This window comes from Aquabacter sediminis, assembly GCF_028863665.1.
GTDB lineage: Bacteria > Pseudomonadota > Alphaproteobacteria > Rhizobiales > Xanthobacteraceae > L1I39.
Map to the genome: position 1 here is coordinate 95753 of NZ_JARBFX010000010.1, position 19067 is coordinate 114819.

Sequence of the window (19067 nt, forward strand, 5' to 3'; positions counted from 1 at the left end):
ACAATATATCAATGTATTAAACGATCGACACGCAAATCCACACCTTCCGCGAGGCCGCTTAGAGCCGTTTTCCGGAACGGAAAACAACGTGCAGACAACATATTAAGAGCGAAGCTCGCGCGGATTGAAAATCCGCTTTATCTTGCCGTCCTAATCGGTTGTGCTTTGTCAGATCTGTTCGAAATCGTCGTCTCTCCTCCATTGCATTCAATAATACGCTAAACGACGCCACGCAGCACGACGGCTCCTGAGGCGAGAGTCCTGGTGTGCCGTGCAGTCCTCCGCGCTCGTCGACGGCCTGGTTCGGCTGCTCATCGGCAGCGCTCGATCCGTCGCGGCGCATCTTTCCATCGGAGCCACGGGGCTGCATCACAGGCATTCGAGCGCGGTCCGGCCGTCTTCCGATCGGCGCGGCCGCAGGCAAGATAGCGTGCTTCCCGTCGTCCTTGGTCTGCACCAGTTCTCATCCGCTTGCGCGGAGCTCCATCGTTGGTCGGGCGACGCCCAGCGCGTCAATCATCGATCCTTCAGCCGCCGGACACGTGGCACGGCGTGGGTGTTGGCACCGTCATGCATGCGCCCCCAACAGGCGGCGATCCTTCACCTCCGCGCGCGCCGCGACGTCCGCGGCGCTGGCGCCGGCGTGGCCGACATAGAACGTTCCGTCGCTCCACATGGCGTGCATGATCACCGCCAGCTTGCGCGCCACGGCTACCGTCGCCTTGCGGTGGCAGCTGCGTTTGGCGAGCTCGAGACCCCAGCTGCGCAGCTTGTCCTGGCCCTTGAAACGGGCCATCAGCGCCGAGCCCGCCTCGTACAGGGCGCGGCGCACATCGGGATCGCCCGCCTTGCTGATGCGGCCCTGGACGTCGATCGAGGAGCCGGACTGCCAGCGCCGCGAGGTCAGCCCGAAATAGGCGGCGACGTCTCGCGAGCGGCGGAAGCGCAAGGGATCATCGATCGCCGCCACAAAGCTCAGCGCCGTCACCGGACCGACGCCGGGAATGCCGAGGAAGCGCCGGCAGAGCTCGTCGCGCGCCACCATCTTCACCACCAGATCGTGCAGCCGGCAGTACTGCTTACACAGCGCGGCGCGCGCGATCAGCATCGCGTCCATCAGTTCGCTGGTCAGCGCATCGCCGGCGACCGCGTCGCGCACCGCCTGCTCGAAACCGCCGCGCCCGGTGCCCTTGATGCGGATGCCAAACGCCTTGAGCGAGTGCCGGATGGTGTTCTCAAGGTCCAGCACCTTGCGCTTGAGATTGCGCCGCTGTGTCAGCAACAGGCGGATCCGGTAACAGCGCTCCGACTTGATGTGGGCATGGCGAAACCAGCCGGTGCGCATCAGATGGGCGATGCCGAGCGCATCGGCGGCGTCGGTCTTGTTGCGCTGCGCCGACATCGCCGCGCGCACATGAACCGTCTCCAGACACACCGCCGGCAGGCCGAGCCGCATGAGCTCGGGATGCAGCCACGGCGACAGCGATCCCGCTTCGTGCCCGACCCGGCGCAAGCGCGGCAGAAACGGAACGACGGCGTCATGGATCGCCTGCGGATCCGTCTCTACCGTGCACCGAAGATGCACATCGCCGCGCTCGTCGACGACGCACAGCGCGGTCGCCTCAAGGCCCACATCCAGTCCGCAAAAGAATTCCATCAGCCGCTTCCTGCGTTGCGAAACACCAGGAGTTTGACGCGTTGGCGCCGGCGGCGGCAGCGAATTCGAGGACCCAGAGCCGTCCCGCCGATTACGGGCGGCACTCAATCCCCTCTTATTTACCACTAGTGAAAATAATCAAACAAGACATGCCAAATATACTCCGAGTCCGGAACCGAGCAACGTCAGCTGCTGCCGAAGTCAACCCATGACGCGTTATCACCGCCGAAGCCACTACAGCCGACCTAGGAGGTGCGATCGTTGATGCCGTTAGTTCGCAGTCGCAAGCCGCTCGCACCGCGGTCGCGCTGCAGTCGAACCTGGATTAAGGATGCGAACGAGTGTCCGGTCTCGTGCTGAAACATTGCAACGAAACTGCCGTGGAGCAGCGCGGAGTCCGCACTTTCTTCACGTGTTGGCGGCGGCCAAAGAGGCCTTATTCGGATGCTGATGGTTTGCGGAAGCGCACACCGGCCCCCCCGCCATTCTCCGGAATGAACTCGATTCCGGCAGCTTCGAACGCCGTTTGAAGACGCTCGACTGTGGTCGCCTTCAACGCCTCACCGCGTTCAAACCGAACCACAGTGTTGGACGAAACCTCGGCGGCACGAGCGAGGTCCAGAACGCTGAAATTCAACGCGGTGCGTGCCATTCGGCACTGAATCGGGCTCATTATAAAATCGCCATCTGATGGCGAATATCTTCCGTCATGGTCAATCTTCATGTAGGCTTCGCCGTGCAAGCAGCCGGACAAAGTGCGGGAACACGATGTCCGGCCTGACCACAACCCAAGCTGCTTGGAGCTCGGATCATGGCTGATTCTGAGATTAGCACGAGTCTGTCCCGGCCAACCCGGAGGGACGTTCTCTCCGCCGCCCTGCTGACGGTCGGCGGCACTTCCTTCAACAGTTCGGCTGCAGCCGAGCCGGAAGATCATGGCGCAACGGACGCAGCTGTCCTTGCATGGAAAGCGTGGCGCGCCGCGCATCGGCGGACGCTTGCCCTGTGCAGGAAGCAGCAGCGGCTGGAGTCCGAACTTGCGCGGACGATCGGCTTTCCGCAGGTCGTTCTCGATGCAGCCGAGTTGCTCTCGCCTGTACGGATTGGTTTGATGCGCCAGTTCGATGAACTTGTCGCAAAAGTGCCGTCGCTCCGCTCTCGCCGGGCTGAAGTTGCCGCAGCGCTGCGTTCGCATCAGCGACGTTGGGACGACGCGGATCACGCCGTCGGCTACTCCGTGACCCGGCAGGAGGAGGCTACGGCTTCCCACGATGAGGAGCGCCTGATCGGGGAGCTCTTTGCAGCGGACGCCACGTCTCTGCGTGGTCTATCCGCGAAACTCGACGTGTTGATTACCGTGGGGGCCGATGGCGCTGAGGGAAGACACTTCCCTTGGCCGGAGCTGCGGCGCATCCGCAGGGATGTTGCACGCTTGACGCAACTGCAGCAAAGGACGGCCACCTCCACTGCCTGAAGCAGTGCTCGCAATGCCAGCGCAGGAAGTGCGGGGGGGGAGGGACGCTCAAACGCGCGTTGCGGAGCGATGGCGCGCAGCTCCGGTTTTTCGGCGGCGCTCTACGAGCTGGCCCAGACCGGCCCCGCGCCGATCGCCAGTGAGGCCCTGCTGGGCATCGCCGTCCTCTATCGTGTCGAGGCTGATATCCGTGGCGGCACCCCGGACGAGCGCCGGGACGCACGGCAGCAAAGGAGCAAACCGACGTCGACGCCCTCGAGCCGTGGCTACGGCAAAAGCTCGCCTTGATTAGCCAGAGGACCAAGCTCGCCGAGGCGATCGGCTACGCGCTCTCGCGCTGGGCCGGGCTTGGCCTCTTCCTCGGTGACGGCGCATCGAGCTCGACAACAACATCGTCGAGCGATCCATCCGCCCCTGGCCCTGCCCCGGAAGAACGACCTGTTTCGCCTGCTCCGATGGCGGGGCCGAGCACTGAGCCGTCATCGCCTCGCTCGTCGAGACATGCAAGCTGAACGGCATCGATCCCCAGGCGGACCTCACGGACATCATCACCCGCATCGTCAGCGGCCACCCCAACAGCCGGATCGACATGCCATGGGCCTATCCCGCCAGGCCCGCCCTCAGTAACGTGGCCTGAGGACGACGCTTACACAGAAACGACCTCGATTGTTCGCAACTTGCGCCGAACAGGAGCAAGCACCCATGATTCCATGAAAGAAATTGGCTAGCCTCCGGAGCAGTGTCGAGCTTGTTGATTTATGTCTTCGCGAGAATAGTGATGTCAAAGACGAGACAGAATCATTACGTCCCGCAATGGTACCAAGAGGGGTTCTTTGAACCAGGTCGCTCGTCCCTCGCCTTTGTGGACATGACGCCGGAGCGCAAGATCCTCCCGGATGGGCGCGTGATCACTCAAAACGGAGCGTGGAACGATACGCCGACTTCGAAAGCGTTCGTTCAAAAGGATTTATACTCGACCTTCTTTGGAGCATCGGTCAACGACGAGATCGAGCGGCGCCTGTTCGGTGACATCGACGGCAGGGGCTCCCAGGCGGTGCGCGCGTTTTGTGGTACCGACGTGCGCGAGTGGCACAAGCACTTCCAGACGTTCTTTGAGTACCTCGATATCCAGAAAATCCGAACGCCGAAAGGGTTGGACTGGCTGAAGGCTCAGTATCCCAAGCTCTCGCAGAACGAGTTGATGTACGAGATGCAGGGCATCCGCATGATGCATTGCACGATCTGGGTCGGGGGCGTGCGCGAAATCGTCTCTGCTGAGAGCTCCGACGTGAAGTTCATCTTCAGCGACCACCCAGTGACGATCTACAACCATGCTGTTCCGCCTACGCACCCGATGGGCGCGTATCCGCTCGATCCCGACATTGCACTAAGGGCGTCTCAAACGATTTTCCCGCTGAACCGCGACTTCTGCCTGATCCTCTCGAACCTGGAATACGCAAAAGATCCGAGCACCAGCCCACTCCAAAAGAGGACCTTCGCGCGAAATTACCGGCAATCTATGACCCGAATCGACGCTTTCATCCGCTCCCGGAAGCTGACTGCGGACGAAGTTGTGCAGGTCAACTTCGTTCTAAAATCTCGCGCACGGCGCTACATCGGAGGCGGCCGAAAGGAGTGGCTGTATCCAGAGAAGGCGGTCTCGCAGCCGTGGGGCGACCTGAGGAAAACGTTCCTGCCGCCAGGAAACGGACTGTTCCACTTCGGCGGCGAGATGTTCGTTCAGTACGAGAGCGGGCATGTACACTATCAGGACGAATTTGGCAGGACCGAGAAGCCGCGTGACTTCCTGATTAAGGCAGCCCCGAAGAAGCAGCTGGGCCCACGAGAAGTCTGCGGGTGTGGATCGGGAAATTCTTTCAAGGCGTGTTGTCAGGCTAAGCCCGAAGTGCTGCGCCCCTCTTGGAGTGAGCTCAGCATCCGGGAGCGAAACATCATGCTGCAAAACGGGATCGTAAGGATCCTGGGGCTCGACGCGGAAAAGGACTGGACTCAGATCCGGCGCGAAATCACCGATGAGAAGATCAAGGAAATCTATTTCCTGTATGAGGCCCTTTGGCCACTAGAAACTGATTTGCTTGCGCTACTGCCGAAGCCGGACGGCGTCGCTCGCGCGGTCTACACTGGCTCTATCCACCCCTCATCGATCACCGACTTCGCGTTGGCAGCCTCGCTATATTTCGGCGAGTTGATCGTCGCGCACCCGTTCATCCATTCGGGAGTTATGGCAAAGGAATACCGGCCTACCGCAAATCCGAAGCGCTATAGGCAGGATGTTCTGAAAAGCATCATGTTCTTCATGACAGTCATGCCGCTTGTGCAACTGGGTCTGGTCAATCTCATACCCGATCCCTGCGACTTCGATTTTCACCTCCGCGAGCAGATGCTGGGCATGGCGCAAGCGCGAGCACCCATGATGCGGTTGGATCCCGATAAAGAGCCTCGCCTGAGAAAACACATGGAAGAGGACACTCGGCGCAGCTTGATGCTGATGCCCCCGGAGGCACTGCGCAGACAACTCCTTAAACTCAATCCACAAATGAGCGACGAAGAAATTGAGGCCACAATGCGCTTTGCCGAGCGCAAGCGAGAGCTCGATCCTCTGGCTGTGCTTCAGGACGGTTCACTGGAAGGCGAAGAGGGCGGGCAAATGAGCATGTTCAAACTCGCGCCAAATTTCGAGATGACCATGTACTTAGCCCAGGCAACAGGTGCCAGCATCGTCACGGACAGCCCTTACCGCTGGAGTGAAGTTAAGAGGGCTATCCGTCGCCAAGTGGCAGTCGCGACGCCGGGGCTCGCCATCTTTTCGGAAAAGATGAAGGCTGCAAAATTCGACTTTCCTCAGAACGCTTTGGATGTCGCTGACCACGCGTTGATGAAGTCCTGTGGGGGGTATCCGGATTTGTTCCGGAACCTGTTCAGGTATCTCTCACGCCTGGAAGAACGCGGAGCAAAACCAAACCGGGAAGCGCAGTTTGTTGGCAGGTTCATCAAGATCCATGCGGCAGCCCAATCCGTTATCAAAAAGTCAGGCGTAGCATCAAAGGAGGGCCGGATATCTTGCGTCTTGCCGCCCGAAGGCATCCAAGACAATACGATCAATCGCCTCCTTTTGATGTCGAGCTCGGAACGGCACCTTTCAAGCGTGCCGATAGCGTTCTTCATTGAGAATTTTGGGGCTGGCAAACCCTCAATACTCGCTCGGTGACGACCCTGAGGGGCGCCTATCGGTCCCACTCCGTTGACGCCGGCCCACCCAATCCTAGTACGATTCTGATGATCAAGCAGGCCTCAGGCATGCGACAACATCAGAGGGGGACCTCAATCCAACTGCGTTGCACATCTCCGAAGACCGATACTGGTTGAAAATGCGATGTCAGTGCGCCCATATTCGGGTGTTTACGACCAAGGATCGCCTTGGGAGAGAGGCGAACCATGGCCAAGCCCAGAATCTTCCTCAGTTCCACGTGCTTCGACCTCAGCGATGCTCGCGCCGAGCTCACCTCGTTCCTCAACGGGTGTGGATTCGAAGTGCTGAATTCACAGAGCGGCAAGTTCGGTGTGAAGCCCAAGGTACATTCGCACGACGCCTGCCTCGCGATGATGGAGCAGGCAGACTATGTCGTTCTGATCATCGGCGGTCGCCGCGGCGGCACCTATGTCGGCAGCGAAAAGTCGATCACAAATGAAGAGATTCGTGCAGCACAAAAACTGGACCGCCCGGTCTTTGCGTTTCTGGATAAGCGGGTCGATGCACTACGTGCGGCCTACCGCAAGAATCCTGGTGCAGATTTCACCCCGACCATAGATGACGTTCGCATCGTCGACTTCGTTGATACGATCGCCGCAGGGCACGAGGACAATTGGCTGCATCTCTTCGATAACGTGACCGACATAAAATCGGCCCTAACCGCTCAGTTCGCCTACATCCTGCTCCTTTATTCTCAGGGTTTGCGGAAGAAGGCGGCCAAGGCGCCCGCCGAAAGCCTTAAAGCAGTACCGTTTCCGTCTTCGCTCGATGGTGTTCCCGGAGCCGATGAAGCGGAGCGTACAATCGCACGTGCCGGCCTGCGCCATGTCTATGAATGCTTGAAGGCCGTGCTTGCCGCTGATGTGAAGGAGTCCATTAAGGCCGAGCAGATGAAGGCCATATGGGTCGTAGCTCGCCATGGCGAGGCTGACGATCGGCACCTTAAGGTGCGTGAAGAGCGGTTTAAAGCCTCCGCCTGGGGCAGGCATCGCGGCAAACGTGTGTTCGCGCAGATGACCAACTGCGGTATCAGCGGAGAGTATGATTTCGAAGAGGACAGCATGGGCAATCCTTATGGAACCGTGGAGTTGGTTTTTAAGCCCAAGAAGCAGGAGACGTATCCGGCCGAAGCACTCAAGGATTGGGTCTCTGCGCTCATCAAGCAGTATGGCGAAGACGATGCTCTCGATTTCTTCAAGCGGCTCGATATGCGTGTGTTCTCCGAGGGGCCTAACGCCAAAATGCCTCTTAAGCCGAAGCCGAACGCAGCGTAAGAGCCGGTCCTGATGCCCGGTAGTTGTCAGCATGCGTCATAGTGCTATAGCGAACGCATAGTTCTCTTCTTGGTCGCTCGCGGCCCGCCTATACGATTTTCGGCGTCACAGGACGGCTTTCAGATGGTTTGGGCGTATCCTTGGCATTGATGCCGGTCCATGAAAGATAGCGGTGAGCACGACGTTTTCGCTATAGCTCTCAAGCTGGGTGGCTCACGAATGGTGCTGACGCCATTGAGCTGCTAGGCGCTGAAAAGCCCTGAAACAAATATCGGCCTTCGAGCGGCAGGATGCTGGACCAGACACAATCAGCCTTTGTAGGTGCTCAGGAAGACAATATCCGCCTGCTTGCGCCCGCAGGGAGTGGAAAGACGCTTTCGCTGGCGGCATCACCGACCTGCGCCATGTGCGCTCCACCGAGGAAAAGCGCGCGGCCGAGGAGATCGCCAATCGCCAGAAGTGCGAGGACTTCGCGACGTTCAAGCCGCTGTTCGAGTAGGTGCAGCGCGATCTGAAGGACGGCGTCCGGAGCACCCGTCCCTTCGTGAAGGATTCCGGCTTTCTCAAAGCGGAAATCAAGGCGGGCCAGTTCTTCATCCTCGGCGGGCAGACGGCCTATGTGGCGGAGGTCGGCGAGCCGTTCAAAGCCCCGAACGGCGAGACGGACGCCCGGCTGAGGGTCATCTATTCCAACGGGACGGAGAGCGATCTCCTCCTGCGCTCCCTTCAGCGCGCGCTCTACAAGGACGAGGCCGGCCGGCGCATCAGTGACCCGGAGGCAGGCCCCCTCTTTGCCTCGGATAGCGAAGACGGCGATGCCGCCAGCGGAACCGTCTATGTGCTGCGGTCGAAGTCCGATCACCCGGTGGTGGCGGAGCATCGCGAGGTGCTGCACAAGATCGGCGTGACCGGTGGGGACGTCTCGCAACGGATCGCCAACGCCAGGCTTGATCCGACCTTCCTGATGGCGGATGTGGAGGTCGTCGCGACCTATGAGCTGTTCAACATCAACCGCTCGCGGCTTGAGAACGTGATCCACCGGGTGTTCGGATCGGCGCGCCTGGACGTGGAGATCAGGGACCGCTTCGGCACCCCGGTCACCCCCCGCGAGTGGTTCCTTGTGCCCCTGTTCGTCATTGACGAGGCCATCGGGAAGATCCGCGACGGCACGATCACACGCTACAGATACGACCCGCAGACGGCCTCCCTGACGCTTGGGTGACGGCGCCGGCAGTCATCCGTCAGGATGATAGGCATGCTTGGGAGAGGCTTTCACTGACCACAGGTGGCCGGGAACCCGGGCGGCTGGGAGCGGCGCGTTCCCTGACGCCCAGGACCAAGGGCACGGTTCTTCCGTCCCGATCCTCCGGATAGAAGATGCCGCAAAGGCTCCTATTGGCGTTCGATGTTTTTCTGCTCAACGACGCGCGTCCAACGCTGCACTTCCCCGGTAATCTGTATGGCCATTTGTTCCGGAGTGGACCATGTGGGCACGGCGCCAAGCTGTGCGAAGCGAGCCTTGATGTCTGGCGTGGCAAGGATCACCCGCAAGGCGCGATTGACGCGGTCAATGATGGGCTGAGGTGTCTTCGGCGCCATTGCCAATCCGAGCCAGGACATGGCCTCGACACCCGGCAGCGTTTCCTCGATCGTCGGGACATCGGGAAGCAGCGGGTAGCGTTCGGGCGACGAAACCGCGATGGCTCTCAACGCCCCCTGGTTGACCTGATCAAGAAGAGTGGTGGCGGTGCCGATCATGACATCGATCCGGCCACCCGTCAGATCGAGGATGGACTGCCCATCTCCCCGATAGGGCACCTGTGTCATCGAGACACCGGCTTCGATATTGATCAATTCACCCAGCAGATGATGCACGCTTCCCGGGGCGTTCGAGCCCACGCTGATCTTGTCCGGCTCTGCCTTCGCTTTCGCCAGAAGCTCACGGAAAGACTTGATGGGAGAATCCGGCCTTACGACCACCAGCAGCGGATAGGCGGCAACCAGCGAAATCATGCTGAAGCCCGTGACGGGATCGTATGGCAACGACTTGCGGGTCGCGGCTGTGCCCGAATGCGCACCCGTGAGCATCACCATGGTGTAGCCATCGGGCGTGGACTTTGAGACAGTGTCACTCGCTATAACGCCGCTGGCGCCAACCTTGGAGTCGACGTAAACGGTCTGGCCAAGCTGCTGTGCAAGCTTGTCTGCGACGAGACGTCCAACGATATCGGGGCTACCGCCCGCCGGAAATCCGACGATCATCTTGATCGGTCGAGAAGGCCACTCCTCCGCATGGGATACGGCAGGCGCGAGGCTGAGCCCCGCAAACGTCGCCAGGCTCAGACCCAATATCCGACCGATGAGCGAATTCGAACGTTTCACCTTCATCCTCCCGTTTTATTGTTGGCGTCTTTCGGCAGCGCGGGCTGGGGACAGTCCCCCCCTTTGATCAGGCAGCCCTGGCCAGTGTTTGAGGGCTGCCCGCCGGCTTTGGTAACGAGCGGTCGGCGGGCCCGAAGGCAACGTGGCTCCATACGCGCCGCGACGGCATCACCCCTGCCCGCGCAACGGCAGGAGGGTCGAGGCGGGCATCTGCAGATCCATCTCGCTGCTCACTGAGACCCCGCCTTAAATCGTCTGGCATCGCCCCGCAGGCTCGGTCCATCTCCACCCGGCCCCGTGAAAATAGAACGTATTCCATTTTTCTAATTCCGACAATCTTCCTTCGACTTTCTGGGGCCTTTGCAGCATCCGGCGGGGACGGTCGGAAAGACGGACTGACCCGCGCTCTCGTCGCAGAGCGCGTGAGCTTCTCCCATGAGGCCCCGCGCTATCTCCGTTCCGATAAACGTCGTACCTTGAGCGCTTCCAAGCCCTCCTGTGATTCTCAAATGGCCACACCATCCACGCGTCAAAGAGTCGGGTTTCAAACGGTGCGGAAGCTCGCCAAGGGGCGCGAGCCCGAGGAGCGCCAGCAGCAGGGCGTCGACAAGATCGAACTTGGTCTGGAGATCGCATTCATCTTGGCCCGGGGGCCTGAAGCGATGCATCTGGGGGAAATTGCCAAAGCTGCTGATCTCCCTCCAAGCAAGGTCCATCGGTTTCTGGTGAGCCTGTGCAGGTCTAATCTGGTCGAGCAGGACCCGATGGACGGGAAATACCATTTGGGCGGCGGCGCGATCGCTCTCGGGCTTGCGGCCCAGAACCGCCTGGACGCATTCAGGCTGGGAGACCAGGCGCTGCGTGCCCTGCATGACGCCACGGGGCAGAATTGTGCACTCGTTGTCTGGGGAGATCGCGGACCCACTGTGGTGCGCCGCATCGAGCCTTTCCAGCCGATCACCGTATCCTCTCGGATTGGCAGTTCGATCCCGGTGCTGAATTCGGCCTCCGGCCGTGTCTTTGCTGCCTTCCTGCCCTCCTCCGTGACGCGGCCCTTGATCGAGACTGAACTGGCCAGTGGGCTGAAGCCGACAATTGCGGGCCGGCAGGTGAGCCTGGCACGCTTTGAACGCATGCTGGGCGATGTGCGGGCCACCGGCCTCGCAGAAGCTCTTGGTGACCTGTTCCACGGCTTTGACTCCCTGAGCGCGCCCGTTTTCGACAGCGCGGGCGGTGTCCCGATGGCTCTGTCCTTGCTCGGCTCTGCCGGAGCGTTCTCAAGGGAACGCGGGGGTGAGGCGTACCGCGAAACTCTGGTGGAAAGCGCCAGGCAACTGAGCGCAAAGCTCGGCGGCACCTGGATGCGCTGAAGGCGCAACTGTTCTGTCTTCGAGCATCGTGCGTCCTGCGGCCTGACGTACAGGCCCTCTGTGCGTTGCGAAATCATGGGGCCGGGTGTTATTCTAGATTTTTGGATGATTTGGGTGTGGGGCGAGGATGCTTCGTCGACAGAAGTCAGGTCTTGGCGTTCAGGTCTATCAGCACGTCAAGCAGCTGCTTTTGGATGGTGCGCTTGAGCTCGGAACACTGATGCCCATCGATGCGATTGCCAGCGACCTGGGGGTGAGCCGGCAGCCCGTGATGGAGGCAGTCCGCAGGCTCGCGCTGGAAGGCTTCGTGACCATCGTCCCGCAGGTCGGGAGCTTTCCCCGTCGCTACGAACTCCAGGAGATGGTCGATTTCTACAAACTTTTCGCAGAAGCGGAGTGCGTCTGTGTCGATCTCGCCTGCAGGCGCGCCGCGCCAGCACACATCAAGCAGCTTAGATCGGTGTCCGCCGAGATTGGCCGCCTGATGAACGGTGATCTGGATGCCGTGGAGCTCTCTCGGGAGTATCGCAGGCTGAATCAGAAGTTCCATTTTGCGATCCATTCAACGATCCAATCGGCGGCCCTCACCGAGGTCACGGAGGTGATGAGCGATCTCGGTGATTTTCTCGTGGCGACCGCCGGTGCGCCGATTTTCATGGAGCGTCTCAAGGTGGCTCACGAGGAGCATGAGACGATCATTGCTGCCATCGAAGCACAGGACTCGGCCCGCGCGGTCGACACGATGAGGCGACATGTCCTGGCCGTCGCCAGGCGGATCGCCCAGATCGCGGAAGATCGAACCCGGACCTGAGCGAGAGCGCGCAAGCCCGTGTTCGTTTCTCAGGCCTCCCGCGCGAAATCGATGCCGGCTGCCCGGTAGTCGTCCCCTTCCAGAGGCCCCCAGAGATTGCGCAACCGCTTGACGGAGGCCAGGGGCCAGGTGCGCGGCTCATGCGAGGCGTCGCAGTCGATCCGCTCCATCTCGATGGAGGTCTCGACGACACAGCCGTTCGGATCGATGTAGTAGCTGAAGATGTTGTTGCCCGCGCCGTGGCGCCCGGGTCCCCACAGCATCGCACGCCCCTTCGATGCCAGCACGTCCGCGAGCCGCGCAATATTCTCGAAGCAACTGGTATCGAACCCGTAATGGTGAAGCTTTGCGGCTCCGGTGCCGATGGCGAGCGTATGGTGATAGCCATCAGCGGCACGAAACCATATGAGCCCATCATCGGCGGTGCGATCGGACAGCTTCATGCCGAAGACGTCGACGCAGAAGGCACCGAAGCCGCGTGTGTCCTCCACCCGCACATTCACATGCTCCAGGCGAACGGGGCTGGCAAGATGCACGCCCTGCGGTCCCGGCTGATCGCGGGGCACCGGCGTGTGCACCTCGAATATCAGGCCATGCGGCGTGCTGAAGCGCACGGCGCATTTCACGTTCGGGAAATAGGATATGTCTGCAAGGATCTCGCAGCCGTGGGCTTCCGCCCGGCGTCGCACCTCGGCCACCGCGTCCGCGTCCATGGCCTCAAGACCAACCGCAAGAACCGCCTTCTTCCGGCTCCTGAAATAGCCGACCTCGTGGCGCCGCGTGTTGCACGACAGGGTGACGAGGTTTTCGCTCCGGTCGACGATGCGCAGGCCGACGATATCTGAAAGATCCTGAGCCGAGCCCTCAGGATCAGGCGTGGCGAGTGCGATGTGGCCCATCTGGCGGATGAGATAACTCAAGATAGCCCCCGGTCTGAATAGCGGATGATGCGGTCAAATGACGAAGTCTTCGGCTTCTTTGGCGATGCTGTTGCGCAGCACGCCAATGCCGGAAATCTCCACCTCGACAGTGTCTCCAGCCTTCATCCAAAGCGGGGGCTTGTGGAACGCACCCACGCCGCCGGTGGTGCCCGTGATGATGACGTCACCCGGCTCAAGTGTGATGAATGACGAGCAATAGGACACCAGGGCCGCAACATCGAAGATGAGATCGTCCAGGGTCGCGCTCTGGACCACCTGCCCATTGAGGCGCGTAACCAGTGTCTGAGCCGAAATGTCGGGCAGCGCGTCCGCCGTCACCATCCAGGGGCCGAACGCACCGGTCTTCGGAAAGTTCTTGCCCGGTGCAAACTGCTGGGTATGGCGCTGCCAGTCCCGCAGGCTCCCGTCATTATAGCAGGAATAGCCGGCGACACGGCTCATCGCCTGCTCCGGCGTCACGTATCGGCTGCGGGTGCCGATAATGACGGCAAGCTCGCCCTCATAGTCGAACTGGTCCGAGACCTTCGGGCAAAGCATGTCCGCGTTCGCGCCCACCTGGGATTCGGCAAAACGCGTGAACATCATCGGCTTGGCGGGCATTTCCCTGCCGGTTTCCTTGACGTGGCTCGCATAGTTGACGCCTACGCACAGGATCTTGGAAGGGTTTGGTATGACCGGCGCCAGTTGCACATCCGACCATGCGACTGAAGGCGCGTTCCCCTCACGCGAGCGAGCAAAAGCGAGGCCGTTCTCATCGGCAAGCAGATCCCGCAGCGATGCGTAACGATCCCCCAGATCGACAATACCCTGCGGGCTGGCGTCGGGACCCGTGACGATGCCAAAGCTTTCACGGTCTTTATGATTATATGTAACCAGCTTCATCTTGTTTGTTTCCTGAATGCAGAAGGATCGGTTCTATTTTCCGCCGAGGATGGTGACGACGGTCGCAGCCTCCTCGCAGCCAAGGAAGCCACCGCCATTTTCCGCAATGGCCCAGCGTGCTCCGCAGACCTGCCGCGCGCCGGCCTCGTGGCGGAGTTGTGTGACGAGTTCGTGGATCTGCATGACGCCGGTCGCGCCGATGGGATGGCCCTTGGACAGGAGACCACCGGACGGATTCACGGGGATTCGGCCTCCCAGCCGGGTCGCGCCCGACTCGGTCAGGGCGCCGCCCTCGCCCCTCGCGCAGAAGCCCAGGTTCTCAATCTGGATGATTTCAGCGAAAGCGGTGGCGTCATGCACTTCGGCCAGAGACATGTCCTGCGGCCCCACGCCGGCCTGCTCATAAGCCCGCAGTGCGGCCCGCCGCCCCAGATGGCTGTCCAGATCATCCACACCACGGGTACTGGACGAGGTGAGGGCACAGGCCGCAAGCGGCACTGCCCTTTTGGCGTCAAAACGCCGGAGGCTGCTGCCCGTGCAGAGAATAAGCGCCGCCGCGCCGTCGCTGATGGGCGCGCACATGGCGCGCGTGAATGGCCATGAGACGGGCCTGTCGGCCAGCACCTCGTCGATGGTCATGTCAAAGCGATATTGCGCATCGGGATTGAGGGTGGAGTTGTGATGGTTTTTCGCCGCCACGGCTGCGATCTGGCGCTGCGTGGTCCCGAAGCGCGCCATGTGATAGCGCCCGAATGCCGCGTAGATGTCCATGAACACGCTGCGCTCGGCTGACGCCTCAATTCCCGGAGGGATGGGCATGGCTTGCGCCAGAGCCAGCAATTGTTCCAGCTGTTCATCAAAGCGCAGGACATCCGTGCTGCCCTTGAAAGCCGCAAACATGCCCTGGCGGTTTTCGGGGAAGAACATCTTCTCCGCGCCAACAACTGCGACGACCTCACCGAACCCGGCCTTCAGGTAAGCAACCGCATTCAGGAGGGCGGTGCTTCCGCTGGCGCACGCATTCTCGACATTCGTGACCGGGACGCCGGCAATCCCCGCGTCCCGCAGAGCCACTTCGCCGCGAATGCCATTCTGGCCCTCAAGCAGCGCCTGCCGCGTATTGGAAAACCATGCAGCTTCAATGGCGGACGCATCCGAAAGGCCGGCATCGGCAAGCGCCCTGGACAGGGCGATCTGCGACAGCTGGCGAACGGATCGGTCGGGTTGCTTGCCCAGCGCCGTCATGCCAGAGCCGACGATGTATACTCCAGTGCCAGACGCCATCAGACGCTCTCTCTTTCAAGGATTTCGATCGCGGACACGACATCCCGGCGCGTCACCTTGCCGACGGGATTGGTGGGCATCGCAGGAAGGAAATGGATCGCTTTCGGCGCACGCACCGGGCCGACTTCCGCCTTGGCAAAGGCGATGAGATCGGCCGCCGTGGTGGCGGCGCCACTGGCCTGCACCACCGCCGCCTCCACCCGCTCACCCCAGTATTCGTCGGGACGCCCGACCACGATCACCTGCAGCACCTCCGGATGCCGCGCCAGCGCCGCCTCCACGTCCGCGGGGTAAACATTGAAGCCGCCGGAGATGATGACCTCCCGCAGCCGTCCCCTGAGCGTCAGGTAGCCGCGATTATCAAAGCTGGCGAGGTCGCCGGTGTGCAGCCAGCCATCGACAATGGTCGCCGCGGTCTGGTCGGGGCTGTTGAGATAGCCGCGCATCACCAGATCGCCGCGGACCACCACCTCGCCGGTCTCGCCAGCAGGAAGGAACGCCCCGTCCGGTCCCATGATCTGCACTTCATTGAAGGGGCAGGGACGCCCCACGGTGGAGAGATCGCGCTCTCGGGCAAGCTCCCCGGCCGTGATGGCGGCGATCATGCTCGGGGATTCGGTTTGGCCGTAAATGGCGGCAAGACACGGCCCCAGAAGGTCCAGCGCCTGCTGGATCTTCGCTGCCGGCATGGGCGCCGCGCCATAAATCAGGCAGCGGAGTGCGGGGTAACGGATGCTGTTCGCCATCGCATGATCCATCAGCGTGTAGATCAGCGTGGGCGGCATGAAGCTTGTGGTGATCCGCTCGTGAAGCAGCACTTCGGAAAGTTTCGGTGCCTTGGCGCCATCCAGCAGAACAGTGCACCCGCCCACGGCGAAGATGGGAAGCAGAAAGGTCCCAGCCCCGTGGGTCAGCGGAGCCACAGCCAGCATCCGGTCGTCTTGGGAAAACCCGAAGACGGTCAGCATGCTGGCAATGCAGCTTTCGAAGGCGCGATAGGGCTGCATCACACCCTTGGGGCTTCCGGTGGTGCCGCCCGTGAACTTTATGGCCATTAGCCCATCGCGCAGGTGCGAGATATCGGCCGGGCGCTCGCCGGGATGCCGGGCACACATGCCGGCGACCGTCTCGTATCCCGCGACCTCTCCGGCACACACAAGGCAGTCCCGCTCCAAGGCCGCGAACAGAGGCAGGAAACCGGCATCAGCGATAATCAGGGAGAGGTCCGCAGCCACCGCGATGCCGGCAAGTTCCTCACGCGAATTGCGCGGGTTCAGCGGAACCCATGTGTGCCCGGACGCGAACACGCCCAACATGGCGACCACATGCTGCCAGTTGTTGTGCGCGCAGATGCCGATACGGGCCTGAGGCTCGCGCAGCTGGTGCTGCAGGTAAGCGGCGAACGCGTCAACCTGCGCCGCGAGCTGTGCATAGGTCAGGGTGCAACCGCCATCGACCACCGCGTCGCCCAGCGGATTCAACTTCAGGCCACGATACAGAAACTTGATCGGTGTCATGCCGCTCAACCGCCGCCGTTTCGACGGCCTCCCGATCCCCCGTTACCGAGCTGAGGCGTTTCCCGCCATTCGAGGGCTGGCTTCATATATTCTAGTATTTTTGATGAGTCAAACTGACTTTCCTGGGGTCGGTTTGGCGCGAGCCACACTGCGCATGCAGCACCAACGCGTGCGCATCCGGCGTGCTCCGCAGCACGCCGGGCATCACGACTGAATGGGCAAGAAAGGGGCGTGAAAGGCCGGTTGCGGCAGAAACGACAGCGGCAGCGACCGCCCTCCGTGGTCTCCAGCCTCGCGCCCAGGGGAAGCCAGGATCAGACGCTCCGGCCCGGCGGCGTGGCACGGTTCCACGCCTTCAGCGTCGCATCCCTCAATGCGCAGCGGCGCCGGAGAACCCGCCGCGTTGGAGAATCCCGCGACTGAGGAAGATGTCGGTCACCATCTGGGTGGCTTGGTCGAACACGGGATGCCGCCGCGCATCGAGCCCCCGGGGACGCGGAATATCGATCTCGATCACGCGCTCAACCTGCCCCGGACGCGGCGACATGACGACAACCCGATCGGACAGCAGGATCGCTTCATCAAGGCTGTGGGTGACGAAAACAACCGTCATGGGCTTGCTCAGCCAGAGATCTTCAAGATCAAGGCGCATTTGCTCGCGTGTGAGGGCATCGAGCGCACCGAAGGGCTCGTCCATGAGCAGCAGCGGCGGCTCGTGGATCAGGGCGCGAACGATGGAGGCCCGCTGACGCATGCCGCCCGAAAGCTCATCGGGATAGCGGTCCGCGAAGTCGCGAAGGCCGACGCTCTCGAGCAGGGCGAGGGCGCGGTCGCGATAAGCCTTCTTCGACAGTCCGCGCAGTTCGATCTGGACAAGCACATTGTCCAGGATGGTCCGCCAGTCCAGCAGCACCGGAGCCTGGAACACGATGCCGAGGTCCGTGACCGGCCCATCGACCGGGCGCCCGGCCACCGTGATCCGACCCGAACTCGGCGAATGGAGCCCTGCGATCATCTTCATCAACGTGCTCTTGCCGCACCCTGAGGGACCGACAATGGACACGAACTCGCCTTTGGCGATCCGCAGGGACGTATCATTGAGCGCGACGGTCTGCCGTGCGCCCTCGCCATACACTTTCGAGACCTTGTCGAGAACGATGTGGAAGTCGTCCCCATCCCGACTGGTGGCCTGAGTGCTCTTGAGCATTGTGGTATCCAGCCGGTCGTTCACTTGTTTACGAATTCCGCCCGGTAATAGGCATCTGCCGGAAGGTCGCCCGTCAGAACGCCGGCCTTCTTCATCGTGTCCACCGTCTCCTGCCAATCCTTGGGAACGAGAGGGCCGACGGGCTTGTTGCCGTAATACTCCTGGATGATCCTGGACTGCTCGGCGAGAACCTTCCTGTCAATGTCAGGGACGGCAGCGGCGGCAGCCGCGATGGCCGCCTGGGGATCTGCGTAAAAAGCCTTGTAGGACCGGATGGTCGCTTCCACGAAGCGCTTCACCAGGTCGGGATTGCTTTTGATGATCTGGTCATTGGCGACCACCGTGATGCCAATGGTCGAAACGCCGCTTTCTGCGAACGTAATGCAACGGGGATCGCCGCCGGCGTTTCGCACAAGCACCACATGGTCGATGCAGGATCCCAGGATGGCATCGGCGCGCTTGTTCATGAGCGTTGGCGTCTTGGACGGCCCGTCGATGAAGGCGAGCTTGACATCGTCCTGACCAAGGCCGTTCGCCTTCGCCACGACCGGCCATTGTTGCGTCTGCGCATCGCCGGCGGTGACGGCGAGCCGCTTGCCCTTGAGGTCCTGCACCGTCGAGATGCCGGAATCGGCCAGGGTGATGACACCGAGCGGCCCCTGATCCTGCACTGTCATGACAGCCTTGATCGGAACGCCTTTGGAAACGGCCTGGATGACGGCAACCGCGTCAGCCGTGCCGAACGGCTCGGACCCGGAACCGACCACCTGCGTGGTGACGACCGAGCCACGCCCCTCGTTGATCGTGAGATCAATTCCGGCCTGCTCGAAATAGCCGCGCTGCTTGCCCAGGTACCAGGCGAGGCCTGTGCCATTGACGAGCCAGTGCAGCCGCACGGAGACCTTGTCGGCCGCAGCCGCCGGGTTCGGGCAGGAAAGCAGGACAGACAGGACGATGGCCGCGAATGCGCCGCCGGGGCTCTTCTTGTTCGGCACGG

General features: G+C 61.5%; 14 protein-coding genes and 2 pseudogenes. 7 read left to right on the forward strand and 9 right to left on the reverse strand.

Annotated elements, in window-relative coordinates:
- Positions 1-568: 568 nt before the first annotated feature.
- Both PV781_RS19220 and PV781_RS19225 read right to left on the reverse strand, forming a co-directional pair.
- Complete coding sequence (locus tag PV781_RS19220) at positions 569-1657, reverse strand: IS110 family RNA-guided transposase (protein ID WP_274777243.1); 1089 nt, start codon at positions 1655-1657, stop codon at positions 569-571.
- Positions 1658-2093: 436 nt separating this feature from the next.
- Positions 2094-2330, reverse strand: a complete 237-nt coding sequence (locus PV781_RS19225; protein WP_274777304.1) for a helix-turn-helix domain-containing protein — start codon at positions 2328-2330, stop codon at positions 2094-2096.
- Positions 2331-2468: 138 nt separating this feature from the next.
- Here PV781_RS19225 and PV781_RS19230 point away from each other — a divergent pair, with 138 nt between their 5' ends.
- From PV781_RS19230 to PV781_RS19250, 5 genes and pseudogenes are all read left to right on the forward strand, one after another.
- Positions 2469-3131: a hypothetical protein gene (locus PV781_RS19230; RefSeq protein ID WP_274777244.1), complete on the forward strand. Its 663-nt coding sequence runs from the start codon at positions 2469-2471 to the stop codon at positions 3129-3131.
- Positions 3132-3233: 102 nt separating this feature from the next.
- A pseudogene (locus PV781_RS19235) lies at positions 3234-3768 on the forward strand (IS66 family transposase); the annotation flags it as partial.
- Positions 3769-3909: 141 nt separating this feature from the next.
- The gene (locus PV781_RS19240) at positions 3910-6360 is read left to right on the forward strand and encodes a DUF4238 domain-containing protein (protein WP_274777245.1); all 2451 of its coding nucleotides are present in this window, start codon (positions 3910-3912) and stop codon (positions 6358-6360) included.
- 227 nt (positions 6361-6587) lie between these two features.
- Positions 6588-7676, forward strand: coding sequence for a DUF4062 domain-containing protein (locus PV781_RS19245; RefSeq protein WP_274777246.1), 1089 nt, complete (start codon positions 6588-6590; stop codon positions 7674-7676).
- 388 nt (positions 7677-8064) lie between these two features.
- A pseudogene (locus PV781_RS19250) lies at positions 8065-8898 on the forward strand (GIY-YIG nuclease family protein); the annotation flags it as partial.
- A gap of 170 nt (positions 8899-9068) precedes the next feature.
- Here the strand turns inward: PV781_RS19250 and PV781_RS19255 are convergent.
- Positions 9069-10058 (reverse strand): Bug family tripartite tricarboxylate transporter substrate binding protein, encoded by a 990-nt coding sequence (locus PV781_RS19255; protein WP_274777247.1) that lies wholly within the window; start codon positions 10056-10058, stop codon positions 9069-9071.
- 509 nt (positions 10059-10567) lie between these two features.
- Between PV781_RS19255 and PV781_RS19260 the strand changes: the two genes are divergently transcribed.
- Positions 10568-11428, forward strand: a complete 861-nt coding sequence (locus tag PV781_RS19260) for an IclR family transcriptional regulator (RefSeq protein ID WP_274777248.1) — start codon at positions 10568-10570, stop codon at positions 11426-11428.
- 127 nt (positions 11429-11555) lie between these two features.
- The gene (locus PV781_RS19265) at positions 11556-12239 is read left to right on the forward strand and encodes a GntR family transcriptional regulator (RefSeq protein ID WP_274777249.1); all 684 of its coding nucleotides are present in this window, start codon (positions 11556-11558) and stop codon (positions 12237-12239) included.
- A gap of 29 nt (positions 12240-12268) precedes the next feature.
- Here the strand turns inward: PV781_RS19265 and PV781_RS19270 are convergent, their stop codons facing one another.
- From PV781_RS19270 to PV781_RS19295, 6 genes are all read right to left on the reverse strand, one after another.
- Complete coding sequence (locus PV781_RS19270) at positions 12269-13159, reverse strand: VOC family protein (RefSeq protein ID WP_274777250.1); 891 nt, start codon at positions 13157-13159, stop codon at positions 12269-12271.
- A gap of 33 nt (positions 13160-13192) precedes the next feature.
- Positions 13193-14062: a fumarylacetoacetate hydrolase family protein gene (locus tag PV781_RS19275; protein WP_274777251.1), complete on the reverse strand. Its 870-nt coding sequence runs from the start codon at positions 14060-14062 to the stop codon at positions 13193-13195.
- A 33-nt stretch (positions 14063-14095) separates the two neighbouring features.
- A complete protein-coding gene (locus PV781_RS19280) occupies positions 14096-15346 on the reverse strand; it encodes a thiolase family protein (protein ID WP_274777252.1) in 1251 nt (416 codons plus the stop codon).
- Positions 15346-16863: a class I adenylate-forming enzyme family protein gene (locus tag PV781_RS19285; RefSeq protein WP_274777253.1), complete on the reverse strand. Its 1518-nt coding sequence runs from the start codon at positions 16861-16863 to the stop codon at positions 15346-15348. Before PV781_RS19285 ends, PV781_RS19280 begins: the two co-directional genes overlap by 1 nt.
- 370 nt (positions 16864-17233) lie before the next feature.
- The gene (locus tag PV781_RS19290) at positions 17234-18094 is read right to left on the reverse strand and encodes an ABC transporter ATP-binding protein (RefSeq protein ID WP_274777254.1); all 861 of its coding nucleotides are present in this window, start codon (positions 18092-18094) and stop codon (positions 17234-17236) included.
- Positions 18091-19065: an ABC transporter substrate-binding protein gene (locus PV781_RS19295; protein WP_274777255.1), complete on the reverse strand. Its 975-nt coding sequence runs from the start codon at positions 19063-19065 to the stop codon at positions 18091-18093. The genes PV781_RS19290 and PV781_RS19295 overlap by 4 nt, the downstream gene beginning before the upstream one ends.
- Between the last annotated feature and the right edge of the window lie 2 nt (positions 19066-19067).